General features: G+C 37.1%; 22 protein-coding genes. 15 read left to right on the forward strand and 7 right to left on the reverse strand.

Annotated elements, in window-relative coordinates; genetic code table 11:
- Window positions 1–31: 31 nt before the first annotated feature.
- Window positions 32–1,576: an Rne/Rng family ribonuclease gene (locus tag ACFO3O_RS14130; protein ID WP_379979917.1), complete on the reverse strand. Its 1,545-nt coding sequence runs from the start codon at window positions 1,574–1,576 to the stop codon at window positions 32–34.
- A gap of 475 nt (window positions 1,577–2,051) precedes the next feature.
- Window positions 2,052–2,339: an HU family DNA-binding protein gene (locus ACFO3O_RS14135; RefSeq protein WP_089370712.1), complete on the reverse strand. Its 288-nt coding sequence runs from the start codon at window positions 2,337–2,339 to the stop codon at window positions 2,052–2,054.
- 130 nt (window positions 2,340–2,469) lie between these two features.
- Here ACFO3O_RS14135 and mutY point away from each other — a divergent pair, with 130 nt between their 5' ends.
- Window positions 2,470–3,522: an A/G-specific adenine glycosylase gene (mutY, locus tag ACFO3O_RS14140; RefSeq protein ID WP_379979920.1), complete on the forward strand. Its 1,053-nt coding sequence runs from the start codon at window positions 2,470–2,472 to the stop codon at window positions 3,520–3,522.
- Here mutY and ACFO3O_RS14145 read toward each other — a convergent pair.
- A complete protein-coding gene (locus ACFO3O_RS14145; protein ID WP_379979922.1) occupies window positions 3,503–4,375 on the reverse strand; it encodes an AraC family transcriptional regulator in 873 nt (290 codons plus the stop codon). The genes mutY and ACFO3O_RS14145 overlap by 20 nt on opposite strands.
- A gap of 216 nt (window positions 4,376–4,591) precedes the next feature.
- On the opposite strand from ACFO3O_RS14145, the gene ACFO3O_RS14150 reads away from it, so the two are divergent.
- From ACFO3O_RS14150 to ACFO3O_RS14170, 5 genes are all read left to right on the forward strand, one after another.
- Window positions 4,592–4,951: a hypothetical protein gene (locus ACFO3O_RS14150; RefSeq protein ID WP_379979924.1), complete on the forward strand. Its 360-nt coding sequence runs from the start codon at window positions 4,592–4,594 to the stop codon at window positions 4,949–4,951.
- Between the two features lie 163 nt (window positions 4,952–5,114).
- Window positions 5,115–5,582, forward strand: coding sequence for a single-stranded DNA-binding protein (locus tag ACFO3O_RS14155; protein ID WP_379979926.1), 468 nt, complete (start codon window positions 5,115–5,117; stop codon window positions 5,580–5,582).
- Between the two features lie 27 nt (window positions 5,583–5,609).
- Complete coding sequence (gene gldE / locus ACFO3O_RS14160) at window positions 5,610–6,935, forward strand: gliding motility-associated protein GldE (RefSeq protein WP_379979928.1); 1,326 nt, start codon at window positions 5,610–5,612, stop codon at window positions 6,933–6,935.
- Window positions 6,932–7,498 carry a gliding motility lipoprotein GldD gene (gene gldD / locus ACFO3O_RS14165; protein WP_379979930.1) on the forward strand — a complete coding sequence of 189 codons (567 nt, stop codon included), beginning with the start codon at window positions 6,932–6,934 and terminating at the stop codon, window positions 7,496–7,498. Before gldE ends, gldD begins: the two co-directional genes overlap by 4 nt.
- 179 nt (window positions 7,499–7,677) lie before the next feature.
- Window positions 7,678–8,562, forward strand: coding sequence for a DMT family transporter (locus ACFO3O_RS14170; protein WP_379979932.1), 885 nt, complete (start codon window positions 7,678–7,680; stop codon window positions 8,560–8,562).
- A gap of 816 nt (window positions 8,563–9,378) precedes the next feature.
- Here the strand turns inward: ACFO3O_RS14170 and ACFO3O_RS14175 are convergent.
- A complete protein-coding gene (locus ACFO3O_RS14175; protein ID WP_379979934.1) occupies window positions 9,379–10,011 on the reverse strand; it encodes a SanA/YdcF family protein in 633 nt (210 codons plus the stop codon).
- A gap of 81 nt (window positions 10,012–10,092) precedes the next feature.
- Between ACFO3O_RS14175 and ACFO3O_RS14180 the strand changes: the two genes are divergently transcribed.
- Window positions 10,093–10,236, forward strand: a complete 144-nt coding sequence (locus tag ACFO3O_RS14180) for an SsrA-binding protein (protein WP_379979936.1) — start codon at window positions 10,093–10,095, stop codon at window positions 10,234–10,236.
- A 224-nt stretch (window positions 10,237–10,460) separates the two neighbouring features.
- On the opposite strand, the gene pckA is transcribed toward ACFO3O_RS14180, so the two are convergent.
- Together pckA and ACFO3O_RS14190 are read right to left on the reverse strand one after the other, a co-directional pair.
- Window positions 10,461–12,074, reverse strand: coding sequence for a phosphoenolpyruvate carboxykinase (ATP) (gene pckA, locus ACFO3O_RS14185; RefSeq protein WP_379979938.1), 1,614 nt, complete (start codon window positions 12,072–12,074; stop codon window positions 10,461–10,463).
- 79 nt (window positions 12,075–12,153) lie between these two features.
- Window positions 12,154–12,537: a DUF423 domain-containing protein gene (locus ACFO3O_RS14190; protein WP_379979940.1), complete on the reverse strand. Its 384-nt coding sequence runs from the start codon at window positions 12,535–12,537 to the stop codon at window positions 12,154–12,156.
- A gap of 70 nt (window positions 12,538–12,607) precedes the next feature.
- On the opposite strand from ACFO3O_RS14190, the gene ACFO3O_RS14195 reads away from it, so the two are divergent.
- The 7 genes from ACFO3O_RS14195 to ACFO3O_RS14225 all read left to right on the forward strand — a co-directional run bounded on the left by ACFO3O_RS14195 (window position 12,608) and on the right by ACFO3O_RS14225 (window position 23,078).
- Window positions 12,608–13,978: a saccharopine dehydrogenase family protein gene (locus ACFO3O_RS14195; RefSeq protein WP_379980295.1), complete on the forward strand. Its 1,371-nt coding sequence runs from the start codon at window positions 12,608–12,610 to the stop codon at window positions 13,976–13,978.
- 79 nt (window positions 13,979–14,057) lie between these two features.
- The gene (locus ACFO3O_RS14200) at window positions 14,058–15,815 is read left to right on the forward strand and encodes a T9SS type A sorting domain-containing protein (RefSeq protein ID WP_379979942.1); all 1,758 of its coding nucleotides are present in this window, start codon (window positions 14,058–14,060) and stop codon (window positions 15,813–15,815) included.
- 62 nt (window positions 15,816–15,877) lie between these two features.
- The gene (gene recQ / locus ACFO3O_RS14205) at window positions 15,878–17,971 is read left to right on the forward strand and encodes a DNA helicase RecQ (RefSeq protein ID WP_379979944.1); all 2,094 of its coding nucleotides are present in this window, start codon (window positions 15,878–15,880) and stop codon (window positions 17,969–17,971) included.
- 115 nt (window positions 17,972–18,086) lie between these two features.
- A complete protein-coding gene (locus tag ACFO3O_RS14210) occupies window positions 18,087–19,694 on the forward strand; it encodes a glutamate synthase-related protein (protein WP_379979946.1) in 1,608 nt (535 codons plus the stop codon).
- A complete protein-coding gene (locus ACFO3O_RS14215) occupies window positions 19,681–20,445 on the forward strand; it encodes a hypothetical protein (protein ID WP_379979948.1) in 765 nt (254 codons plus the stop codon). Before ACFO3O_RS14210 ends, ACFO3O_RS14215 begins: the two co-directional genes overlap by 14 nt.
- 237 nt (window positions 20,446–20,682) lie before the next feature.
- Entirely contained in the window at window positions 20,683–21,567 is an 885-nt protein-coding gene (locus ACFO3O_RS14220) for a DUF6268 family outer membrane beta-barrel protein (protein WP_379979950.1), read from the forward strand.
- A 68-nt stretch (window positions 21,568–21,635) separates the two neighbouring features.
- Window positions 21,636–23,078 (forward strand): SLC13 family permease, encoded by a 1,443-nt coding sequence (locus tag ACFO3O_RS14225; RefSeq protein WP_379979952.1) that lies wholly within the window; start codon window positions 21,636–21,638, stop codon window positions 23,076–23,078.
- A gap of 350 nt (window positions 23,079–23,428) precedes the next feature.
- Here ACFO3O_RS14225 and ACFO3O_RS14230 read toward each other — a convergent pair whose 3' ends face one another.
- A complete protein-coding gene (locus ACFO3O_RS14230) occupies window positions 23,429–25,267 on the reverse strand; it encodes an FG-GAP-like repeat-containing protein (RefSeq protein ID WP_379979954.1) in 1,839 nt (612 codons plus the stop codon).
- A gap of 108 nt (window positions 25,268–25,375) precedes the next feature.
- Here ACFO3O_RS14230 and ACFO3O_RS14235 point away from each other — a divergent pair, with 108 nt between their 5' ends.
- Window positions 25,376–25,969 (forward strand): hypothetical protein, encoded by a 594-nt coding sequence (locus ACFO3O_RS14235; RefSeq protein WP_379979956.1) that lies wholly within the window; start codon window positions 25,376–25,378, stop codon window positions 25,967–25,969.
- The last annotated feature ends 6 nt before the right edge of the window (window positions 25,970–25,975 follow it).

Below are 25,975 nucleotides of genomic sequence, written 5' to 3' on the forward strand. Positions count from 1 at the left end.
CCCGTCCTTAAAAAGAACGGGGTTTTAAATTCTATATGTTAATTTCCTCACCACTTTTATCTACAAAGCGGTATTCAAGATACGTGTAAGCGTCTCTGGGTATAATTTTTACCCATTTTTTATGTTCTAAAAACCATTTAGAACGGATAGATGGAAATCCTTTGGTTAGAAAGGCAGCGACAAATGGGTGTGCATGAAGCGTCACTTTTGTCTTGCCACTCTTAAGAATTTTGTCAAGTTTACCTTCTAGTTTTTGCACCATGACAATAGGTGCTTCTATCTCACCGCCAGCTCCGTTTGGATTTTCTTCGCGTGTTTTGATATTCATTTCTGGTCGTACTCGTTGCCTTGTAATTTGAATCAATCCAAATTTACTAGGCGGCAATATTTTGTGTTTGGCTCGATCATCTTTCATCTCTTCTTTGAGATGATTAAAGAGTTTTCTACGGTTGTCTGCATTGTTCATGTCTATAAAATCAACCACAATAATTCCTCCCATATCTCGGAGACTTAATTGTCGTGCCATTTCTGAAGCGGCGATCATATTTACTTCTAGCGCAGTATCTTCTTGATTCTTTGCTTTGTTTGATCTATTACCACTATTTACATCAACTACATGCAGTGCTTCTGTGTGTTCTATGACAAGATATGCTCCTTTACTCATTGATACGGTTTTCCCGAAAGATGTTTTAATCTGTCGTTCTATTCCAAATTTTTCAAAAATTGGAGTGGGACTCTTGTATAGTTTTACGATACTCTCTTTTTTGGGAGCGATCTCGCTTACGTAGTCTTTGATTTGATAATAAAGCGTTTCATCATCTACGGTGATACCCGTAAAGCTATCATTAAATATATCTCTTAGTATCGAAGATGCTCGGTTCATTTCACCAAGCACTTTACTAGGATGATGCGCTCCTTGAATTTTTTTACTCATGGTAGCCCATTTGTCTACCAAATTCTGTAGGTCTTTGTCTAGTTCGGCGACCATTACTCCTTGTGCAACTGTGCGTACTATCACACCAAATCCCTTAGGACGGATGCTTTGTACTAATCGTTTAAGACGTGCTTTTTCTTCATTGCTTTCTATCTTTTGTGAGATAGAAATTCTGTCAGAAAAAGGCACGAGAACAATATATCTACCAGCTATAGAAAGCTCACTGCTTATTCTAGGGCCTTTTGTAGAGATAGGTTCTTTGGCGATTTGTACGAGTACACTTTGCTTTTGTTTTAAGACATCGGTAATTTTACCGTTTTTGTCTATGTCTTTTTCAAAAGGAAAGTTGTTTAAAGAATAATCTTTTAATTTACCTGTGCTTACACGTTTTATGTAACTTAGAAGTGTAGGAAGTTTTGGACCTAAGTCATGATAATGCAAAAAAGCATCTTTTTCATAACCTACATTAACAAATGCAGCATTCAATCCAGAAACTGTTTTTCTAATATTTGCAATATAAATATCACCAACATTAAATTTATTTCCGTCTTCTTCTTTGTGAAGTTCTATAAGTCTTCCATCTTTTAATAAGGCAAAATCAACTGCCGAGGAACTAGATCTAATAACTAATTCTTTATTCACTCTTTAGTAATTTTTATCCATCACGCTATAGGCGTAACAAATGGATTATACAATAATTTATCACAGGTGTAATTACGTATACTTTTGTATACAAAATGTAATAAATACGGTGTAACTCAAAGTCCTCAAGGTGTAAGGCTTTTATGTTACGATGTCAAAGAACTAATGAATTATGCATAAGATAAAACCATCCAAAAAAGATGAACTTCAGAAAGACAATCACTTTATAGATTTTATATCATAGCTGTGCTATGCAAAATAAGTGAAGCCATTTTATGCACCTGTATTTACAAACCTAAATGAATAGATAATGAATGGTATATGTATAATTCAAAAGAAAAAGTAGTCTACGACTACTTTTTCTTTTTGTGACGGTTTGCTCTACGTCTTTTTTTACGTTTGTGCGTTGCTACCTTGTGTCTTTTTCTTTTTTTACCACTTGGCATAAAATGATTCTTTTAATAAGTTACTTAAATTATACTGCAACGTTCGTCTTTACTCCTTCTACAAATACTTTTGCAGGTTTGAACGCAGGTATGTTATGCGCTGGAATTTTGATAGTTGTATTTTTAGAAATATTTCTACCAGTTTTTTCCGCTCTTGTTTTGATAATAAAGCTACCAAATCCTCTTAAATAAACGTTATCTCCTCCTTCTAAAGAGGTTTTAACTTCACTCATGAATGATTCAATAGTTGCTTGTACATCATTCTTTTCGATACCTAATTTTTCAGATACCTTTGCTACAATATCAGCTTTTGTCATTTTAATAATTGTTTAGGGGTTAAAATTTCAAGTGAGCAAATATAAGCATTATAATTTCAAACTTTCAAGCATAATCTTTTAAAAAATAAGTATATAAGTATATAAATTAGCAAAAAACATATTTTTCCCATTGAATTTACCTAAAAAACTTATATCGTGGTACATAGAAAACAAGCGCGAAATGCCTTGGAGACAAACCACCGATCCATATCGCATTTGGCTCTCAGAAATTATCCTTCAACAAACTCGAGTTGCGCAGGGTTTGCCTTATTATCTAAGCTTTACAGAGGCATTTCCAACCGTGCATGACCTCGCAAATGCCTCCGAGGAAGAAGTCCTAAAACTATGGCAAGGATTAGGATATTATTCTCGGGGAAGAAATTTACACGCCGCCGCAAAATATATTGTAGAAGATCTTGAAGGGATTTTTCCGAACACTTATAAAGAATTGTTAAAATTGAAAGGTGTTGGTGATTATACCGCTAGTGCGATAGCTAGCATTAGCTTTAATGAACCCACAGCCGTGGTCGATGGCAATGTATACAGAGTATTGTCACGCCTTTTTGGGATTGACACCCCCATTAATAGTACACAAGGCATTAAAGAGTTTAAACAACTCGCTCAAGAACTCATAGACAAAGAACAACCTGCCAACTTCAATCAGGCAATTATGGAGTTTGGAGCGATACAATGTAAACCTCAAAACCCCTATTGTTTACATTGTATTTTTAATGATTCCTGTGTGGCTTTACAAAAAAACAAGGTACATACCCTTCCAGTAAAGCTCAAAAAGACAAAAGTTAAAAATCGCTATTTACATTACTTAGTGTTCAGGTCTTCAGACAACAAAACAGTTATAGAGCGCCGTACAGGCAAAGGAATTTGGCAAGGACTTTATCAATTTCCAATGATTGAAGGGGCGTTTGACGGTGTACGCTTTCGCGAAAGCGAACCCTTTCTTGAAAAAACAGCCAATTACACACTGGAGAATGTATCTCAGTATAACGAGACGCCAGTTATACACAAACTGTCTCACCAGCATTTACATACTACTTTTTGGATTATTGATGTGGCGCAACTTCCAGAAGATGCCATCGCTATTGAAACACTGAAATCCTATCCAGTTCCTGTACTTATTTCTAACTTTATAGAAAAATACGGATTTAATCTAGAATCGTTTTGATCTGTTTTCTGTAAGCCGAAGGAGTTTCACCTGTAAAGGCTTTAAATCTTTTATTAAAATGTGAGAAATTATTAAACCCACTTTCAAAACAGACTTCTGTGATACTCATAGCTTGTTCTGAGAGTAACTTAGATGCATGCACCAAGCGATACTCATTTACAAACTGTGTGAATGTTTTGTTGGTGATCTTTTTAAAATAACGACAAAAAGAAGGAACAGTCATATGCGTTAATGCTGCTATCTCTTCTAGGGTGATATCTTCTTTAAAATGAGTTTTCACATGATTAAAAATCAAATTAATCCGGTCATTATCTTGTACATTGGATAATAGAGCAAATCCATCTGCATTTAAAATTCTAAATTCTTTTGTGATAGCAAGCCTATTAAGGATACTGAGAAAAGAAACCAAACGCTCAAAATCGGTTTTTTGCTCCATTTCTTCCATAAGTGCACCTACTTCTGTTTTGGTAGCGCCAGAAAACACAATCCCCCGTTTTGAGACTTGTAAAAGCTTTTTGATGGGCGCCATTTCGGGAATATCAAAAAAGTCGTCTCCAAGAAAATTCCCTTTCATTTGTATCACGGTTTCAAACTTATTAGCTGTTTGATGGTCTGTAAAACCACAATGTGGGAGGTTACTCCCAACAAGTATTAAAGTTCCCCAAGTGTAATAAGAAAGATTACTCCCTACTAAGCGTCTTCCTGTACCTCCATTTACATAAACAAGTTCTAACTCAGGATGGTAATGCCAAACTGTATTATCATTTCTATTTTCTTTATCAAACTTTTGATAGGTAAACGAATTTCCAAAATTGGGTATGATTGTTTCTAATGTAGGTTTTTGTAAAAGCATATTCGGTTTTTACGGTTAAAGTTAAAGATGCTTCTCGTATCAAAATGCTAGAAATTTACCATAAATCTATGCTAAATTAACATATATGTGATTCAGGTGTGATTCCAAGGTTAATTTAGAACATTAATCTGAATATATGGCAATAGCACCAACAACATTCTGAATGTATGTTTGTACCATACTTATTTAGTTATCAATCTTTAAAATCGAAATGGTATGAAAAACACATTAAAATTAGCATTGCTTTTTACGCTTTTAGTAACAAGTGTACATGTAAACGCAACAGGATCTGAATTATTTACAGATGAGAAAAAACCAACAATAGCTACTATCGATACTGATAGAGTTATCCGCGAGAAGGGTGAAAAAGTTTCCATCAATCTTTTAAACCTTGACTTAAATCCTGTACATATTATTATCAGAGATGGACGAGGTCGCATTGTTTTTTCTGAGACAATCACTAATGATGAAACCATTCAGAAATCATTCAGTTTTACAAAGGCATTCAAGGGAAATTATAGTATCAAAGTAAAAGATGGATCGACTACGTACACCAAAGAGATAGAAATTATTTAAAAACATCTCTTCCTTTACCGCATGCAACGCGCTTAGTTTTGTAAGGTCTCTTTTAGGTAATTCTATCAGGGGCCTTACTTTTATCTGAATTATGTGAATTTTACATCTATTCTTATCTTTAAGTTTATAGATTACAGCCTAATATTTTCTTATATTTGATACTATGGCAGGAACAGTTAATAAAGTGATTCTAATAGGGCACACAGGAGACGAAGTAAAAATGCATTACTTTGAAGGCGGCAATAGCATAGGTCGCTTCCCACTAGCTACTAATGAGGAATACACAAACCGAACTACTGGAGAGCGTGTAAGCAATACCGAATGGCATAATATTGTTGTACGTAACAAAGCTGCTGAAATTTGCGAAAAATACCTCAAAAAAGGAGATAAAGTATATATAGAAGGTCGTTTAAAAACACGTAAGTGGACGGATGATAAAGGTCTTGAGCGATATAGTACAGAAATACAATGTGTAGATTTCACGTTTCTTACTCCAAAAGGAGAAGGACAATCACAACAAAGCAATACACCTACACAAGGTACGCAACAACAATCCCAACAGCCTCAACAACCTCAATCATCACCTCCACAAAAAAATCCTGCTGAGGATGTAGATGATCTTCCATTTTAAAACTACGTATAACGAACTTAGAAACGATTGGACCCTGACCCTGAACCCTTATTTATACTACTTCTAGCTTTTGATAGCACCATGCTCATAAGCAGTGTTGTACTCATAGTACTACTCACGTGTTCTGCACTTATAAGTGGCGCCGAAGTAGCTTTTTTTTCACTGACACCTACAGACCTAGAAGGTATTGAAATATCAGATCAAGAAAATACGAGATTAAAAATGGTCATAAGGCTATTAAAAAAGCCAAAAAAACTACTCGCAACCATACTAGTCGCTAACAATACCATAAATATTGCCATTGTACTCCTTTTTGCAAGTCTAGGCGAAATTTTATTTGCCGATATACAGGCTACTATCTGGGGAATTTCTGTAAAATTTGTCGTAGAAATAATCATTATTACCTTTTTGATTTTACTCTTTGGCGAAATATTACCTAAGATTTATGCCAGTAGAAATAATATGAAATTTGCGAGTCTTATGGCGTTTCCACTTCGTTTTCTGGATGTGGTTTTTACTCCCTTAACAGGTCCGATGCGATATATCACATTACTCATACACGCCAAACTAGGAGATCAGAAATCAAATTTTAATGTAGATCAGCTTTCACAAGCGCTTGAATTGACCAGCGAAGGAGATACCACCAAAGAAGAACAAAAAATACTACAAGGTATTGTCGCATTTGGAAACACAGACACAAAACAAGTAATGCGCCCTCGTATGGATGTTTTTGCCCTCAACAAAGAAGACTCCTATTCTTCTGTATTAGAACAAATAAGAATTAAAGGATATTCTCGTATTCCTGTATATGACGATAGTGTAGATACGATTATTGGTATTTTATATGTAAAAGATTTATTACCACATCTTTCAGAAACTAATTTTGACTGGACTTCCTTATTAAGAACACCCAATTTTGTACCTGAAAACAAAAAATTAGATGACTTACTAGCGGAATTTAAAGAAAAGAAAAACCACCTTGCCATTGTGGTAGATGAGTATGGAGGGACTAGTGGAATCATTACCTTAGAAGATATTATTGAAGAAATTGTAGGGGATATTAGTGATGAGTTTGACGATGAAGATGTTATTTATACTAAAATCGATGACTCTAATTATGTGTTTGATGGGAAGACGTCCTTAAAGGATTTTTATCGTATTATTCAACTAGAAGATGACAACGTATTTGAAACCTCAAAAGGGGAAGCTGAAACAATTGCTGGTTTCTTATTAGAAATATCTGGAGGTTTTCCGCGTAAAAACGAAGTAATAAAACATAATCGATATACGTTTACTGTAGAAGCCATAGATAAAAAACGCATTAAACAAATTAAATTCACCATACAACCTTGACTCTTCGCTCTTTCTTCTATCTCATACTATGTTGTGCACTCTATAGCTCATGCGGTGATGATGTGCTTCCCAAACCTGAAGCTTTTTTAAGTCTTACCTATCCACAACCAAGCTATGTCACGACACCTTCAGAGTGCGATTATCGTTTTGAAAATAATTACATAAGCAAGGTCTCTTTTAAAGAAAATTGTGCTGCGACTGTCCATTACCCCGATCTTGATGGGACTTTATTTTTAACGTACAGAAAAGTAGATAACAATATAAACACGCTGTTAAGAGACGCTCAAAAACTCACCTATGAGCATGTTATAAAAGCAGATGACATTATTGAAGAGAAGTATATAAACCAATCACAAAACGTATACGGTATGTTTTACGATGTACGCGGTAATGCGGCTTCTCAATCTCAGTTTTATGTCACCGATAGCGTTCAGCACTTCATCACAGGGTCGATTTACTTTAATGCAAAACCCAATTACGATAGCATTTATCCAGCGGCCGTATACCTAAAAAATGATATACGCCATCTTATGGAGACAATTACATGGGAGCCTAAGGATTAGTACACTTACGTGAAAGCGTACCCACAAGCATAAACAACTTAAAACATAAGATTATTTTCCCATTTCTTTCTTTACGAATGCAAATCTTTGTATCCTCTGATATGGAACAATCAATTATAAAGCATAAATCCTTAAATTTATCAAGGAATTGCCGAACTTTGCACACCTAACATCTTGGAATGCAAAACAGCACATTAAAGTGGATTTACCTTATTGTTTTATCCATTATTTGGGGGAGTTCTTTTATTCTAATTAAAAAGGGACTTGTAGGCCTTACGCCTATTCAACTTGGTACTTTACGGATTTTATTTACTGCATTTTTCTTACTACTTATCGGCTGGAAAAGCTTACGCACCATCAAAAAAGCCGAATGGAAGTGGATTATTATTTCCGGTGTTTTAGGCACGGGGCTTCCTGTTTTTCTATTTGCCTATGCCGAAACAGAAATAGATAGTGCCATTGCCGCTATACTCAACTCTAGCGTTCCTTTACTCACGCTTTTATTAGGACTACTCATCTTTGGAGTTTCTTTTCTAAAACGCCAACTCATAGGTGTTTTGATAGGTTTGGGAGGTGCCACAGCGCTTATTCTCATTGGCGCTAGCATCAATCCAAGCCAAAATTACTGGTATGCATTGCTCGTTATTTGCGCGAGTGTTATGTATGCGCTTAACGTCAATATTATAAAACGGTATATGCAGGACATCCCTGCTATTGCGATTGCCACTGGAAACTTTATCTTTTTAATCCCTCCTGCCATTATTTTATTGATCTATTCTGACTTTTTTAACGCAGAGTTATTAGAGACACAAGAAGTACAGATTTCTGTAGGATATATTGTCATATTGGCGCTGTTTGGAACCGCCATGGCCAAAGTCATGTTTAACAAATTGGTTCAAATAAGTAGCCCCGTATTTGCTTCATCTGTCACCTATCTCATGCCCATCATCTCCGTCACATGGGGTGTACTAGATGGTGAGAAATTTACGCTTTGGCAATTAGCTGCTTCATTAGTAATCATTGGTGGCGTATACTTAGTCAACAAAAGAACGAAAACTACCTAGTTAAATACGGGGTGGTTGTGTATTTTATTTTGGATATTTTTAAAAATTCAAAATAAGAATACACTTTCCGTAAAAACCAACTAGCGAGAAACTTACGCTTTGGCAATTAGCTGCTTCATTAGTGATCATTGGTGGCGTATACTTAGTCAACAAAAGAACAAAAACTACCTAGTTAAATACGGGGTGGTTGTGTATTTTATTTTGGATATTTTTAAAAATTCAAAATAAGAAGACACTTTCCGTAAAACCAACTAGTGAGAAATTTACGCTTTGGCAATTAGCTGCTTCATTAGTGATCATTGGTAGAGTCTACTTAGGCAATAAAAAATATTAAATAATAGATCCCGCTTGATACTGAAACGAGTTCAGTAAACAGCAGGATTAGTTCAACTACCTATTTTGAATTCGTCCTTTTGACTTTTCAAAATAGTATTTCACTAATAAAAGAACAAAAACTGCCTAACTTAAAAATAGACCTTCCGTAACATTCATCTGATAAAATTAAACGTTGGTTATTTTTCTTACTAATTGAGTTCGATTATTAATAAATTATATTTCTATTGTCTGGCCGAGCGCAGTCGAGACCTTCTTCTTTAAGAGCAGTTAGGATTACAGGATCTCTCGACTGCGCTCTAGGTGACAGTTTTGTTACGCAATACTTTACTATACAGTTGCTTATTTTTTTAAATATTTTAACTAAGAAGCTATTGAATCAGTAGTGTCTTAGGCGGAAACAAAGGAAATATATTTATTTGACTAGCTGTCAAGTAACTAACAATCAGGTCTTACGTCTTATGTCTTAGTCAGACACGACTATTATTTAATCTCAACTTTCTCTCCCAAAAACTTAGGCTCTACGCCAAGCAGCATATCCAGAAACACTTTTGTTCTCGCGAGATATTCCCGTATTTGCACTTTGATCCCATAGCGTCTAGAGACATCCCTCGCATTAAAACCAATCGCCTCTATGTCATTTTTCTCAGCAAGATAAATAGCACGTTCGTTGTGAAATTCTTGAGAGATGATGGTAATTTTTTCTTGACCAAATATTTCTTTGGCGCGTATCACCGAATCTAAGGTCCGAAACCCTGCGTAATCCAGAAATATTTTATGCTCTGGAATTCCTTTTTTAATGAGTGCCGACTTAAAATCTGTGGGCTCATCATAAGAAGTTGTACTATTATCACCACTGACCAGTACAAACTCAATTTTACCTGCTTTATACAAGGCTACGGTTGCTTCGATTCTGTATTTGAAGTATAAATTGACACGGCCATTTTGCAATGTTTTTGAAGTTCCTAATACCAATCCTACCTTATTTTTTGGGATCGCAGAAACCTCATCATAGGTTTTATCTTGCGCATGGGATTCTATAGCATAATTAGAAACGACTATAAACACAAAGATGGCAGCTATTAAAACTAAAAGTATTTTTGCTTTTTTACGCATAGATTCATATGACTTTCCCTAAAAATAATCAATTTAAAAACAGGAATATGATGCTTAAACGCTTTTGTTTATTTTTACCATATGACTTTTTATAAAATCCTAGCAAAACTAAACAGGGCTATACTTCCATCCTTCTCTAAAAAAGGACTCGATTTAGCCAAAGCAAAAAAATGGCAGCTTGCCATTATTGGGTATCGCACTTGGGTGACAAAACGGGCACTCTAAAGATTTTAGAAACTACTCAGAGACTTCTATGTGTCTATTATATGCTTTCCTGCCGGCCGGACAGGCAGGCGCGAACCTACCTCGCTGGAGAAAGGAGCGCAAAAGTTAAAAGCGATTGTATACACAACCGCTTTCACCCCTAAACAAACTAGTAAGACTGATCTTAGTAGTTTTTGGAAAAGAGACTTTGTACATGTCTCTATACTATTTTAAAACAATACCGCCTAGCCTAGTGGTGGTTGTCCATTCATGATTTCTTCACTAGCATACGATTCAAACTTTTTAAAGTTTTCCTTAAATGATTTTGCTAGTTTATGTGCTGTTGCATAATACCCTTCGTCATTTTTCCAAGTTGCGCGAGGAGATAACACTTCTGTAGGAACTCCTGGACACGTACGTGGTTGTGCTACGCCAAAAACAGAGTGTATATGGTAATCCTCTCTAGTAATTTCAGACGGCAATTCTCCATTCATTGCTGCAGAGATCATGGCTCTTGTGTATTTTAGTTTCATACGTGACCCAACCCCATAAGGACCTCCTGTCCATCCAGTATTGACTAGCCATACATTTACACCAGCTTCTCTCATTTTTTTACTTAGCATCTCTGCGTATTTTGTAGGATGTAAAGGCATAAAAGGAGCTCCAAAACAAGCAGAAAAAGAAGGCACAGGTTCTGTAACACCCGCTTCGGTTCCAGCAACTTTTGCTGTGTATCCACTTATAAAGTGGTAGGCAGCTTGTCCTGGTGTTAATTGTGAAATAGGAGGCAATACCCCAAAAGCATCTGCTGTTAAGAAAAATATATTCTTAGGATTCTTTGCTAATGAAGGTATTTTGATATTATTGATATGGTCAATCGGATAACTCACACGTGTGTTTTGGGTAATGGATGTATCTGCAAAGTCTACATTCCCTTCCTCATCCATGATCACATTTTCCAAAATAGCACCTGGCTTAATCGCATTATAAATATCAGGCTCATTTTCGGCAGAGAGATTGATCACTTTTGCATAACACCCTCCTTCAAAATTGAAGATGGTATTTTCTGCGGTCCATCCATGCTCATCATCTCCAATTAATTTACGATTCGGATCTGCAGAAAGGGTTGTTTTTCCAGTTCCAGAAAGACCAAAAAAGATAGCAGTCTCTCCATTGTCACCTACATTGGCAGAGCAATGCATAGGTAGTGTATTTTTTTCTACGGGAAGGATAAAATTTAAAGCAGAAAAAATGCCTTTTTTAATTTCACCTGTATATCCTGTACCACCAATAATGATGGTTTTTTCTGTAAAACTTAAAATAGCAAAATTAGATTGACGCGTTCCGTCCACTTCGGGATCTGCAAGAAACCCAGGAGCATTCAGAATGGTCCACTCAGGATCAAAACTTTCAAGCGCTGCTTCAGTAGGTCTTAAGAACATATTATAGGCAAACATATTAGACCAAGGATATTCGTTTATTACACGAATATTTAGTCTGTAGTTATCATCTGCACAGGCATAACAATCTCTTACGTATAATTCTTTTTCAGAAAGATAATTAGTGATTTTTATTTTTAATTTCGCGAAAGCGTCTGCCTCAAAAGGGATATTTATAGGTCCCCACCACACTAAATCTTCGGTTTTTGCATCTTTTACAATAAATCGATCTAGCGGAGAACGTCCCGTAAATTTTCCTGTATTAACTGCAAGTGCTCCACTAGAAGCTGTTTTTCCCATGCCATTCTTTACAGTAATGTCATGTAATTCTTGCGGTTCTAGTTGGTAATGAGCCGTTGCATTATGAATTCCATAAGAATTTAACGCAATCGTTTTCGTAACTGAAGTGTTAGAAGCCATAAAAATGGTATTTGTTGTGTTGTTTTTAAAGCGCAAAGGTAAAAAATACCTGAGAGTTAGCCCTATTTTTCTAATATTTCTATTTCTTCATTTGGAAGAATTTAACAATAAGAACAAGCCAAGCGGTAATTAAAAGAGTACCTCCCAAGGGTGTAATCAACCCAATAGTTTTAAAATCAAAGGAAGTAAGGGCATTTGTAGCAAGTCCGTAGATAGATCCTGAAAATAAGATAACCCCCGCTAAGAGTAGGATGTGAAGCGTTTTCTTTGTTTTTTCGCTTAAAGCGAAAGAAGCTACCAGCAGAAGCAATAATGCGTGATATATTTGATATTTTACGCCCGTTTCAAACGTAGCAATCGCATCGGCATCTAACAATTTTTCAAGACCGTGCGCTCCAAAAGCGCCAATCACTACTCCTAAAAAGCCTAAAAAACTTCCTGTTACTAAAAGTCGTTTATTCATAAAAATACTTGTTATATAATTAAGCAAATACCTACATTCGTACTCTACAAATTTACGACCAAATATGTCTATAAGAACCATCTTAATCATCGGAGCTGGAAAATCTGCTTCTCAACTAGTAAATTATTTACTCGATAAAGCATCTACGGAAAACTTAGAAGTGATTGTAGGTGATATTTCTTTGGAAAATGCCCAAAAATTAGTGGGTAATCACCCTAAAGGGAAAGCGATGAAGCTGGACGTTTTTAACAAAGATCAACGTACCAAAGCTATTCAAAATGCAACGATTGTGATTTCTATGCTTCCTGCGCGTTTTCATATAGAAGTTGCTCGTGATTGTATTACCTACAGCAAATCGATGGTAACTGCCTCCTATATTTCTAAAGAAATGGAAGCACTTGATGAAGCTGTCAAAGAGAAAGGGCTTGTTTTTATGAATGAAATAGGACTCGATCCAGGTATTGATCATATGAGCGCCATGCAAGTCATAGACCGCATACGAGACAATGGAGGGAAGCTTGTTCTCTTTGAGAGCTTTACAGGAGGGCTTGTAGCACCAGAGAGTGACACAAACTTATGGAATTATAAATTTACTTGGAACCCACGTAACGTAGTTCTTGCTGGACAAGGAGGTGCGGCTGAGTTTATCCAAGAAGGCACCTATAAATACATCCCATATCAACGTCTTTTTAGACGTACAGAGTTTTTGGAAATAGAAGGTCATGGCCGTTTTGAAGCATATGCCAATAGAAATTCTCTGAAATACAGATCTATCTATGGACTAGATGATATCAAAACATTATACCGTGGAACCATACGCCGTGTAGGGTTTTCTAAGGCATGGCACATCTTTGTGATGATGGGTATGACCGATGACAGCTATACACTTCAGGATACAGAAAATATGAGTTACAGAAGCTTTTTAAATCTGTTTCTACCCTACTCGCCCACAGATTCTGTAGAGTTAAAACTACGCCACTATCTCAAAATTGATCAAGATGATCTTCTTTGGGATAAATTGGTAGAACTCGATATTTTTAATCCCAACAAAAAAATAGGAATTAAAAATGCAACGCCAGCAAAATGTTTGCAACGTATTTTGGAGGATAAGTGGACTCTAGAGCCTGATGATAAAGATATGATTGTGATGTATCATAAATTTGGATACGAACTCAATGGAGAGCACAAACAAATAGATGCCACTATGGTTAACATAGGAAATGACCAAATAGAAACAGCTATGGCTAGAACGGTAGGTCTCCCTGTGGCCATGGCGACCTTACGTATTCTCAATGGAGAAATCACAACCCCAGGCGTACAGTTACCCATAAAAAAAGAAGTGTACACGCCTATTCTTAAAGAGCTTGAAACATTTGGTATTACTTTTAAAGAATATGAGGTTCCCTATTTAGGATACAATCCCAATAATGTAGGGGGATAACCTAAATGTACAATAGGTCAAACGTAGTTTTTGGTTTAAAAAAGTTTTAGTACTTTGACGTATTAAAATCACATTTTATATGAAAAGAGTATGTTTCATCTTTATCCTAATTATTCTAATTGCTCAGCAAGGCTTTAGCCAAATAGAATTTAGAAATGATGAGCCGTCACTTTTTGATCAGCAAACAGTCTATGGCACGAGTGTACTAGGTCCTAGCATTTCTTTTTTTGATTTTGATAATGATGGATGGGATGATATTACAATACCCGCATCAGCAACGCGTGATTTTCGATTTTTCAAAAATGTAGCAGGCACTTTTCAAGAACTCAATTTAGGTATTTCAAGTAATAACATTCAAGCAAGGCACGCCATTTGGGTCGATGTTGACAACGACGGTGACAATGACTTTTTTGCCACCAGTGATTTAGGGCATCTTTGGCTTTACAGAAACGAAGGCGGAAACACCTTTACAGATATTACCAATACTTCCGGGCTTCCTACGGTTGATCTACCGTATTGGGGGTCTTCTTGGGGTGATTACAATAATGATGGGTTATTGGATGTTTTTATCAGCATCCGCGATGCCGATCAGGTAGAAGGAAATTTACTTTATCAAGGAAACGGAGATGGTACGTTTGTAAATACAACGGTAAGCGCAGGTATAGATCCCGATGGATATATTACTTTTTGTTCTTCCTTTTTTGATTATGATAATGATGGCGATCAAGATATATACACCGCAAATGATAAGTGCACTACTCCAAATACATTGTATCGAAATAACGGAGATGGCACCTTTACCGATGTAAGTATTGAAAGCAACACCGATCTTTATATGAGTGCCATGTCCACAACCATCGATGATTTTAATAATGATGGATGGTTAGACATATATGTCACTAATTTTTACCCTCCTTTTGAAGAAGATGTTACCGTAGGAAATGCGTATTTGATCAATAACGGCGATGGCACATTTACAAATATCGCCCTAGAAAACGGCACCCGTTTTGACAGCATCGGATGGGGGGCTGTATCTTTGGACGTACTAAACAACACCCATAAAGATCTGTATGTAAGTGCCAGCGTCAATGGAAGTGACGACCGGTTTTCTTCTGCACTTTACATCAATGATGGGATGCAAAACTACACCGTAACCACAAATACCGGTATTGAAGAAGATACGTTTATAAGTTACTCAAATGCTATTGGAGATATTCAAAATGATGGATTACAAGATATTGTGGTAATTAACGCCAATAGCCAACCGATCTCTTTATGGAATAACACAAGCACCACAGACAATAACTGGCTTAAAATAAAACTACAAGGAACCACCAGCAATAGAATGGGCATAGGCTCCAGAATAAAAGTAGGCGTAGGCGATAATGTATATTATGGCTATACCCTTTGCGGAGAAGGCTATATGAATCAAAATAGCGCTACAGAATTATTTGGGGTAGGACAAGCCACTATCGTTGATTATATTGAGGTTGCCTGGTTGAGCGGTATAACAGATCGTATAGAAGATATAGCCCCCAACCAGTCTATTACCATCGTAGAGGGATCTAATCCTTTGAGCACAGAAGAATTTACTGAAAATGAGATAACAGTTTATCCAAATCCAACAAAAAACACCGTCTTCTTTACCTATACAGGAAATCAGCAGATAGCAAATGCTACTATTTTTGACATACAGGGTAAGATTATTCAAACGCAAGCTATCAATCCTACCAACCAAGAACATCGCATAGATATTTCCACTCTTGCGGGAGGCATTTATTTCTTATCGATAGATGATCGCAATCATAGCATTATCAAAAAGATAATAGTTCAATAAATTATATATTTAAAAGGAGAATGCTATAAATTAAAAGACATATTTAGTAGCTTGCAATATATATGATTGCAGAAAAAGAAACCCTCCATACGCTCCTTAAAACCCATTTTGGGTATGATCACTTTCGTGAAAACCAACTCAACATCATTCAAGATATTATTTCAGGAAAAGATGCATTGGTCATTATGCCCACTGGAGGTGGAAAATCCATGTGTTTTCAACTTCCTGCTCTGGCATTACCGGGTACAGCTTTAGTAATATCTCCGCTTATTGCCCTGATGAAAGACCAGGTAGATGCTCTCAAAGCAAACGGTATCAAAGCTGCCTATTATAACAGCACGCAAACTCCCGAAGAAATAGACAACGTACTCCAAAACCTACAGAAAGGGCAACTGGATCTTGTGTATGTAGCCCCCGAAAGCTTGTCATTATTGGATCCTGTGTTACAACAATCACCCATAAGTCTAATTGCCATTGACGAGGCACACTGTATTTCCTCATGGGGGCATGATTTTAGACCTGCTTACACCCAGTTAGGTTATCTTAAAAAACGGTATCCTTCCACGCCTTTAGTAGCGCTTACCGCAACAGCAGATACCTCAACGCAAGATGATATCGCAGAACAACTCTCGATCCCTAACGCAAAACGCTATGTTGCCTCTTTTGATAGACCTAACTTGTATCTGGATGTTCGGCCTGGTCAAAACAGAATAAAACAAATTCTCTCATTTTTAGATAGTCACCCTTTTGAAAGTGGGATCGTCTATTGCCTGAGTAGAAAAAGCACTGAGCAACTTGCTCAAAAATTACAAAATGCCAATCACGATGCCAAAGCCTATCATGCAGGTATTAATGCACAAGAACGCGCACAAATACAAGAAGATTTTATCAATGATAAGGTTCCTATTATTGTCGCCACCATTGCCTTTGGGATGGGAATTGACAAAAGCAATGTACGCTGGGTCATCCATTACAACATGCCTAAAAATTTGGAAGGCTATTACCAAGAAATAGGACGTGCAGGTCGAGATGGACTTCCCGCACACACCTTACTTTTTTATAGTTATGCAGACACCATACAGCTTCGTAAATTTATAGAAAACAGCACCAATGAAGCATACCAAACAGCTAAGCTAGAACGCATGCAACAATATGCCGAAGCCCTGAGCTGTCGGCGGAAGGTATTACTGAATTACTTTGGCGAATTTCTCACAGAAGACTGCGGATATTGCGATATCTGTAAAAACAATCCTGAGTACTTTGACGGCACCATTCTAGCTCAAAAAGTACTTTCAGGTGTAGCTCGGCTTCAGGAGCAAGAAGCCCTTGGAACACTTATCGATGTCTTACGTGGCTCTCAAAATGCAGCGGTGTATGACAAAGGATACCAACACATTAAGACCTACGGGGTGGCAAAAAATGTGGCTTGGAAAGATCTGCAACAATACATCATCCAAATGATCAATCAGGGGTTATTGGAAATACGCTTTCGCGAAAGCGGACGCCTTCTCCTCACCCCACTAGCCAAAGAGGTCTTATTTAACGGACAAAAAGTGCAACTAGCCAACCTCATTCAACCCATTATTGAGATTCCTAAAGAACAAAAAACTAAAAAACCAAAAGGCACCTTATTTGAAAAACTGCGCGAATTACGTAACGAATTAGCAAGAGACGAAAATGTACCTGCCTATATCATCTTTAGTGACGCAAGTCTCAAAGATATGGAAGATCAGGAACCCACCACCGAAGCAGAGTTTCTAGCCATAAGCGGAGTAGGACAAGCAAAACTTGAAAAATATGCTACTGATTTTCTTAAAGTGATCAAAGCTCATATCGCTAAACCCAAAAAACAAAAAGGAGGTAAAACCTACGAGGAGACTCGCAAATATATAGAAGAAGGACTCTCTATAGAAGAGATTGCAGAAGCGCGAAATCTTACCCTTGGCTCTATATACAATCATGTCATCAAGCTTCATGAAGAAGGCATGAATTTCGATTTTTACCAATTTATCACACCTCAAGAGGTGGAACAAATCGCTTATGCAAAAGAAAATGTAGAAGATCCCAACAGTTTAAAAGCATTTTTTACTTATTTTGAAGAGCAAATACCCTACTGGAAAATTAAAATGGGACTATACCTGTCTAAAAATAATTAGCACTACCCCGTTTTTTCGTCAAACATCCTTTTGAGTCTTTTACAAGCATATCACATGACTTGATGAGAACTCTTTAATCATGGGTTAAAATAAAACGCATAACAACACATCACATATGAAGAACCCAATTTTAATTGCAAAAGTTTCTCATTTAGAAAATAAAAAACCAGCGCATGCACTCGTCAACGGACTTGATTTAGTCATTGTAAAATTTGATGATGACATCTCTGTACTATACGGTCGTTGTCATCACAGAGGGGCTTTGATGTCAGACGGATATGTAAAAGGTCACAATCTTATTTGTGGCGTACATGACTGGGATTACCGAGTAGACACAGGCGTATCTGAATACAATAATGATGAAGCTCTCCATAAATTTTCTACGAAGATTGAAGAAGGAAATCTTTTTGTAGATGGCGATGAAGTAGATTCCTACCTTTCAGATCATCCGCAACCTTTTAATCGTGATGCCTATCTAGGAGCTTATGCAGATACTAATCCTGAAGATACAGAGCCTTACACTAGTTATATCAAAGAATTAGCTCAAAACGGACTCAAAAATATAGGACATCATGGGTTTTCTGCTTCGATGGGGGTAGATAGAAATACACTTCCCAAATGGAATGATATTCAGTTTTTGCCCGCACAATTAGCCTCTAGACCTTTACTAGATGAAGATGCGGTTGCGACCAAGGTTGTGATCGGAAAAAAAGCAAAAAAACCCCTTCATTTAGACATCCCATTATTTGTAAGTGATATGAGTTTTGGCGCTTTATCTAAAGAAGCTAAAATCGCCTTATCAAAAGGAGCTGAGCTTGCGGGCACAGGCATTTGTTCTGGTGAAGGTGGTATGCTCCCTGAAGAGCAATCCAATAATTCGAAATATTTTTATGAGCTCGCTTCCGCGAAATTTGGTTTCTCATGGGATAAACTCGATAACGTGCAAGCATTTCACTTTAAAGCAGGTCAAGGAGCCAAAACAGGCACAGGCGGACATCTCCCTGGCAATAAAGTAAGTAAAGAAATTGCAGAAGTGCGCGAACTCGAAGAAGGCGAAACCGCCATTTCTCCAGCCACTTTTCCCGACTTTCATGGCGTCGAAGATTTTAAGTCATTTGCTAACGAAGTAAGAGAACGCACGGGCGGAATCCCTATTGGGTTTAAACTCGCCGCAAGTCATATCGAAAAAGACATTCAGTTTGCACTCGATGTAGGCGTAGATTACATCATTCTAGATGGCCGCGGTGGAGGTACAGGCTCTGCGCCTACCATCTTAAGAGATCACATCAATGTCCCAACGATACCTGCTTTGGCGAGAGCTAGAAAGTATCTGGATACAGTAGGCGCGACAGACGTTACGCTTATCATTACAGGCGGATTGCGTGTTGCCGAAGATTTCGCGAAAGCGCTAATGTTAGGCGCCGATGCTATCGCTGTTGCCAACTCGGCATTACAGGCTATAGGATGCTTGGGCATGCGTGCGTGTGGGAGTAACAACTGCCCTGTAGGAATCGCTACTCAGAAAGAATCGCTTCGTAGCCGTTTGATTATTGACAGCTCAGCAAAGCAATTGCATACCTATTTTGACGCCACAAACAGCTTGATTAAAGTTGTTGCAAGAGCTTGTGGATATGATGATATTACAAAGTTTAATCACAATGACCTCTCTACCTATAACAGAGACATGCACAAATTAACAGGAATTAACTATGCAGGAATCTAAACCCATGAAAGAGCAAATGCACATAGCAGCTCAATATCTAGCCGCTGCCAATATGAGTTTTCTAAAAAAGAAAGAAGACGATAGTCATACCAATTTAGGTTTTGACATAAGCACTCTGTCCCTAGAGACCTATGAGCTATCTCCAAATGAAGATAAACTTTCTTTACACTACAACGACTTTTCTTTAGAATGGAGTTCTCAAAAAGGAAATACTAAACTATCTCTTGACGGAAAGAAACACCATGCTATTTTAGAATGGTTACAGGAGCTTTCAAAAGCACACCTCTCTAAAGAATACATGTACGAATTTCATTATGACCTTCCTTATTCGATTGAGGATATCCATATGTTTACATTGACAGATCCTAGTGAACTAGATCATCTAGCTCACCTTAGAGCCCTTGCACAAAACACCATAGCACATGTTGTAGCGTCTTACCATCTAGATTCTCCAATTCGTATCTGGCCGCATCATTTTGATACGGGAGCGTATGCTTCTTTAGATGATGATTCAGGGATTTCTATTGGAATAGGTCTTGCAATTCCTGACTCGATATCAGAGACACACTATTTTTACATCAGTGGGTATAACGATCAAGGAAGCTTCGTGCCACCCTCTTCAGAGGAATTGAGTATGGGCAAATGGTTGGATCAAGATTTTAAAGGCGCAGTCCTACCAGCAACTGGCCTTTTAGAATCAGAAGCAATACAGTTTTTCAAAGAAGCGATACATCAGTACAGAATAGCGTAAAATTAATAGTACATAAACGATCCTATTCTTTATTGAGTGTATACGGTATGCGCTTTCGCAAACCTGTCTTCCGACAGACATGAGCATACAAACCTACAGTAGTATTAAATGAAATTATGTAACAAAAAGTGCATACTATATAATAATAACACACTGTTTTTCTTCTACTTTTGACAACAGTTATTTACTTTCACACAAATTAGATAACGAATTAAAAAAATCTGACAACCATTATTTATGCCCAAAAAAATTCTTTTTATCATTGTATTTGTAAGTGGTTTTGTACATGCGCAAATTTCAGAATTAGCACGTGTAGAATATGTAGGATTACCCGAAAGAGCTGAAGAGACAGGAACCTCTTTTAATAGATTTAGGGGGAGTGCTAATTATCCGATAAAACTAAAAGAAGACACCTATTTTGTTATAGGAGCAGATTTTAGTTATATCGATTTTAATATAGATCAAGACCTTGTTGGTTTTGACGCCAACAGACTAGATCGCTTTCAATTATTAGATATTAATTTTGGATATACCACTAAGATAAATGAAGATTGGCGCATAGCCGTTCAAATACAACCTGGCTTTAGCACGAATGCAACGGTGAAAGAGCTATCATTAAGAGATAACGGATTGATCTCTGGAGGATTATTTTTTTTAAAAGACAAGAAAAAAGAAAAAACACCTCGGCAGCTGATTTTAGGAATTTCGATTTCGCCTAATGCAGGGTTCCCTATCTTACCCTTTATAAGCTACTACCATAAATTTCACCCTAATTGGTCGTATAAATTAGGGGTTCCTAAAATGAACATTCAATATCATCTCTCTGAAAAAAATAGGTTAAAATTTGTCGTGAGACTTGATGGTTTTAGAACTAATTTACAAAGGGATGTTTTTGTAGAAGGAGAAAATGGACCTCAAAAAGTAGATTTCTTGAGACAACGTTTATTATTAGGAGGTATACGGTATGAGTATAAATTTACAAAGAACTTAGAGTATTATCTAAACGCAAGTTATATCATTGACAATTCTTTAGAGTTTAGAGACCGCAGCAGAAATACCATTGCAGAATTACCAGAAGACAATCTTTTTTATTTAAAAACAGGAGTTCGATTCAAATTATAAAACTAAAATGCAACTTCGTTTTTTTAAAATAAATTGCGGTTCATTCTTTTTCCGTAGCTTTAATCCCCATGAATACATTTACACTTTCTAGGAAAATAGGCTTTTTTGCAGGACCTATACTTTGTATCATACTCCTAACGATCCCTTTTACGCTCATTACACCAGAAATAGATCGTGTGATCGCCATTGCATCTTGGATGATTATTTGGTGGATTACAGAGGCGGTTTCTATCTCGGTGACGGCATTAATCCCGCTAGCAGTATTTCCGCTATTAGGAATCGGGGATATTGATAGTGTTGCCAGTAATTATGCTGATAAGATTGTATTCTTATTTTTTGGAGGGTTTGTGATTGCACTTGCCTTAGAAAAAGTGCAACTCCATAAACGCATTGCCTTATCTATTCTTAAAATTACAGGCACCAAAGCTAATGGTATTGTCCTAGGTTTTATGATTGCCACAGCCCTGATGAGCATGTGGATCTCTAATACCGCAAGTACCGTTGTGATGCTTCCCATTGCTGTATCGGTGATTCAATTACTGATGAATGATGCCGATGGGTTTACAAAGAATGATAAGAATTTTGCCCTTTCTATTATGTTAGGAATCGCCTTTGCAGCCAATATTGGAGGTATGGCTACTTTAATAGGAACGCCCCCTAATTCAGTCATGCTTGCCTTTTTAAATGAGAACTATAATATTGACATCGGTTTTTTCCAGTGGATGAAAATGGGGGTTCCTTTTGCGATTGTGATGCTTGCTATTGCCTATTTCTGTATCACACGCATCTTTTTTCCTAACAGACTAGGGCAAATAGGAGGTTCTGGTGCGATTATTCAAACAGAGCTTGATAAACTTGGTAAAATGAGCCGTGGCGAGAAAACTGTATTAGTGATTTTTCTATGTACGGCTATCGCTTGGATGGCGCGTAGTTACCTCGATTCTCTTTTACCGAATATCAAACTTACAGACACGACCATTAGTGTGATTGCAGCACTAGCCATGTTTACGATACCGCTCGATCTAAAAAAAGGTACATTCCCGTTAGATTGGAAAGACACGGCTCGTTTGCCATGGGGTATTCTCATTCTTTTTGGTGGCGGACTCGCACTTGCATCGGGTCTTAAAGATGCTGGTTTTATTGCGATGATCGGTGATTATATTTCTGGACAAACCGATTGGAGTATGTGGATTGTAACCGCTGTCCTTATTTTCTTAATGCTCTTTATGACAGAATTAATGAGTAATGTAGCACTAGTCACGATACTAGTTCCCTTAGTCGTAGGTATCGCCATTGGGATGAAGGTTCCTATTTTACAAATGGTGGTTCCTGTAACCCTTGCGGCTAGTTGTGCTTTTATGCTTCCTATGGCCACTCCTCCCAATGCGATTGTTTTTGCCAGTGGTCACGTACGTGTTGACCAAATGGCACGTGTGGGCATTGTCTTAAATCTGATCTCTGTAGGATTATTATTTGCCGTTGCGTATTGGATTGTGCCGTTGTTGTTTTAATCTTTATACGCTTTCGCGAAAGCATATACAAGCAAACTACATCTTAGGCATCTTCGTATAATACCAATTTAATTTTAAAATGTCGTGTTCAAAGCGAAGTTGGTTTTTATTATAAAGACGCTACGATTGTATTGCATAGCCTTAGCTACGGAATATATGAGTAAGGAATTTAGAATGAAAAAGAACAAGCTGACATCGCGACATTTTATGATTAAATGGTTATAAGTCAATCGAATATCTCTTTTCCACAACTTTAAAGAGGGAACATATTCTAAAAATGGCTCATCTATTTGAAATTTTTGCTCACTTCAGGGACGAGAAAACAAAAATTTAGCGATATAAAAAACAAACTACATCTTAACAAATTTCAGATGTGTAGACACGGTCTGCGCCCCCAATCGTGCGATGTATACTCCTGTAGAGAGATCAGAAATATCTAGCGTCATATCCGAATTTTCTATCGGTACAGTTTGAACAACCTTTCCCGAAAGATCAACGATTTCCAAACTTCCATTAATGTAATTTTGAAGCCCCGAAATTTGTATTTCTGAATGACTTGGATTAGGGTATAGTCCTATTTTTTCTTGATCTATCTCTTCAAGTCCAAGTTGCGGCTCTCCTTCTATGACGGTAAGTGTTGTATTTATTTGCGGTAATGTTACCACATCTATCTGTCCACTTGGCCAATACACGGTGATAAGATCTATGACTGTAGCATCCCCGATTCCAAAAAATTCATACGACGAATTTTGCCCTAAATAACCTTCTCCACAAAGTGTGTAATTATACTGCTTTTCGTCGTTGATAGATAGTTCTATAAGCGATCCTATTCCCTGCCGATTACTTTCTGTACCTTCTAGTTTAATTTTAATCCAATTGTTATTATTTTCTGTTTCATTTTCCCATAAGAAAACAGGGTCAGGAAGGCAATTTAATACCGCGATATCATACTTACCATCGTTGTTTACATCGCCAATAGCATTACTATAACTAATCGAAATATCGTCTTCAAAACCAATATCATCAGGAATGGTATACAATCCATTCCCTATGTTATTGTAATAAGCAGCGCTCAACAATCCTGAGTCTGGATTACTAATACTCGTACTTACATATAAATCTAAATCTGTATCAAGATCTGCATCCAAAAACACCGAACTCCATGCAAAAGACTGAAGTAATGTTCCATTATTAGGCGCTACATCTGTAAAAGTACCATCACCGTTATTTCGTAGAAAGGCATTTCCTTGTTGGCTGTTCGCCACATAAATGTCTAACCAACCATCACGGTTATAATCTCCTATGGTGGTGGACATGGCATCAATAGCAAGATCGGCGCCAGCAGCTTCAGCTACGTTTGTAAACGTCCCGTCTTGATTGTTGTGATAGAGAATGTTTTTGTTTTGAATTTTATCATTAGACACATAAATATCTTGCCATCCGTCCTTATCATAATCGATCCAAGCACTACAAAAGGAAAGTGTGTTTTCTTGAAGCAGTTGCGCTTCTACAGACACATCTGTAAACGTGCCATCCCCATTATTTTTATATAGTATATTAAATTGTGTATCGCTATCAAAAAATCGAGAGACCACAAATACATCCAAAAAACTATCGTTGTTATAATCCCCCCAAGAAGCACCAAATGACTGATGTCCAGAATTGGATAATCCCGCTGTTACCGTAATATCTATAAAAGTAAGATCTCCCTGATTCTCATAAAGCCTAGTATCACCTGTAGGTTGATTACTAGTCGAAAAAAAGTCATAATCACCATCATTATCAAAATCCACCCATTGTACGGACTTGGTTTGAAAGAGTTCGTCGTTGATTCCTGGTAAGTTGATCAGTTCAAAAGTACCATTGTTATTTTTATAAAAGCGTACAGGCAATCCTTCGGCAGAAGATACCGTCAGGTCATCCCAACCGTCATCATCAAAATCAAAAAAGGAAATGCCACCACCATACGTTTCGTTTGCATCTTGGCCCCATGAACTAGTAGACAATCCTAGCTCCTGACTTTTCTCATTAAAAAAAACCTGTGCTTCAGAAACCACAGAGGTGAATACACATAAAAAACAGAAAAGAATCTTCAAATTTCTCACAGCTTGTAAAGAATGAATCATGCTATAAATATAATCATTGTATAGATAAGAGGTATACGCTTTCGCGAAAGCGTGTAAAGGCATCTAATTCTAAAGAATTTTATTCTTTTTTTACGACTGATTGACACTTCTTTTACATTTTTTTGACATCTGTAAGTAGAAGTACTCGTAGTTTTATAAAAAATACCCATCATGAAGAAAATAGCACTTATAGCAGTACTCATCCTATGTTCTATGTATACGTTTGGACAAAACCATGATGAAGTCAATTTAATAGACCTTGATAGCACGTGGGCAAAAGAAATTTTCCCGTTTCCAATTCGTTTTGCACAGAATATTGACTATAAAGGTGTCGAGGAAGCAAGGTTTCCTCCAGAGGGATGGTCTGATGAAAACCATCAGAATTTCTGGTCCTATGCCTTTGCTTGGGACATCAACCTCAATAAAAAAATAACCGAAACTGAACTCGCCTCAGATATAGAAAAATACTTTGATGGATTGGCAGGTGTAGCGGTTAATAAAGAACTTGAAAAATACAAAGCTTCAGCACTCTTTATTGAAATAGAAAATACCAATACGCAATCCCTTTTTAAAGGAAAGGTGAAAACCTATGATGGATTTAGAACTAAAAAAGCCATTACATTGTATGTTCTAGTAGAAAGCCACTACTGTGAAAAAGAAGGAAGATCGGTACTTCTATTTCGCTTTTCCCCCAAGGATTTTACTCAGGATGTCTGGAAAACCTTAGAAAAGGTGAAGCTTATAAAAGGTCTGTGTGACAAGTGATCATTA

Origin of the sequence: Dokdonia ponticola (assembly GCF_042653865.1) — a bacterium.
GTDB classification, from domain to species: Bacteria; Bacteroidota; Bacteroidia; order Flavobacteriales; family Flavobacteriaceae; genus Dokdonia; species Dokdonia ponticola.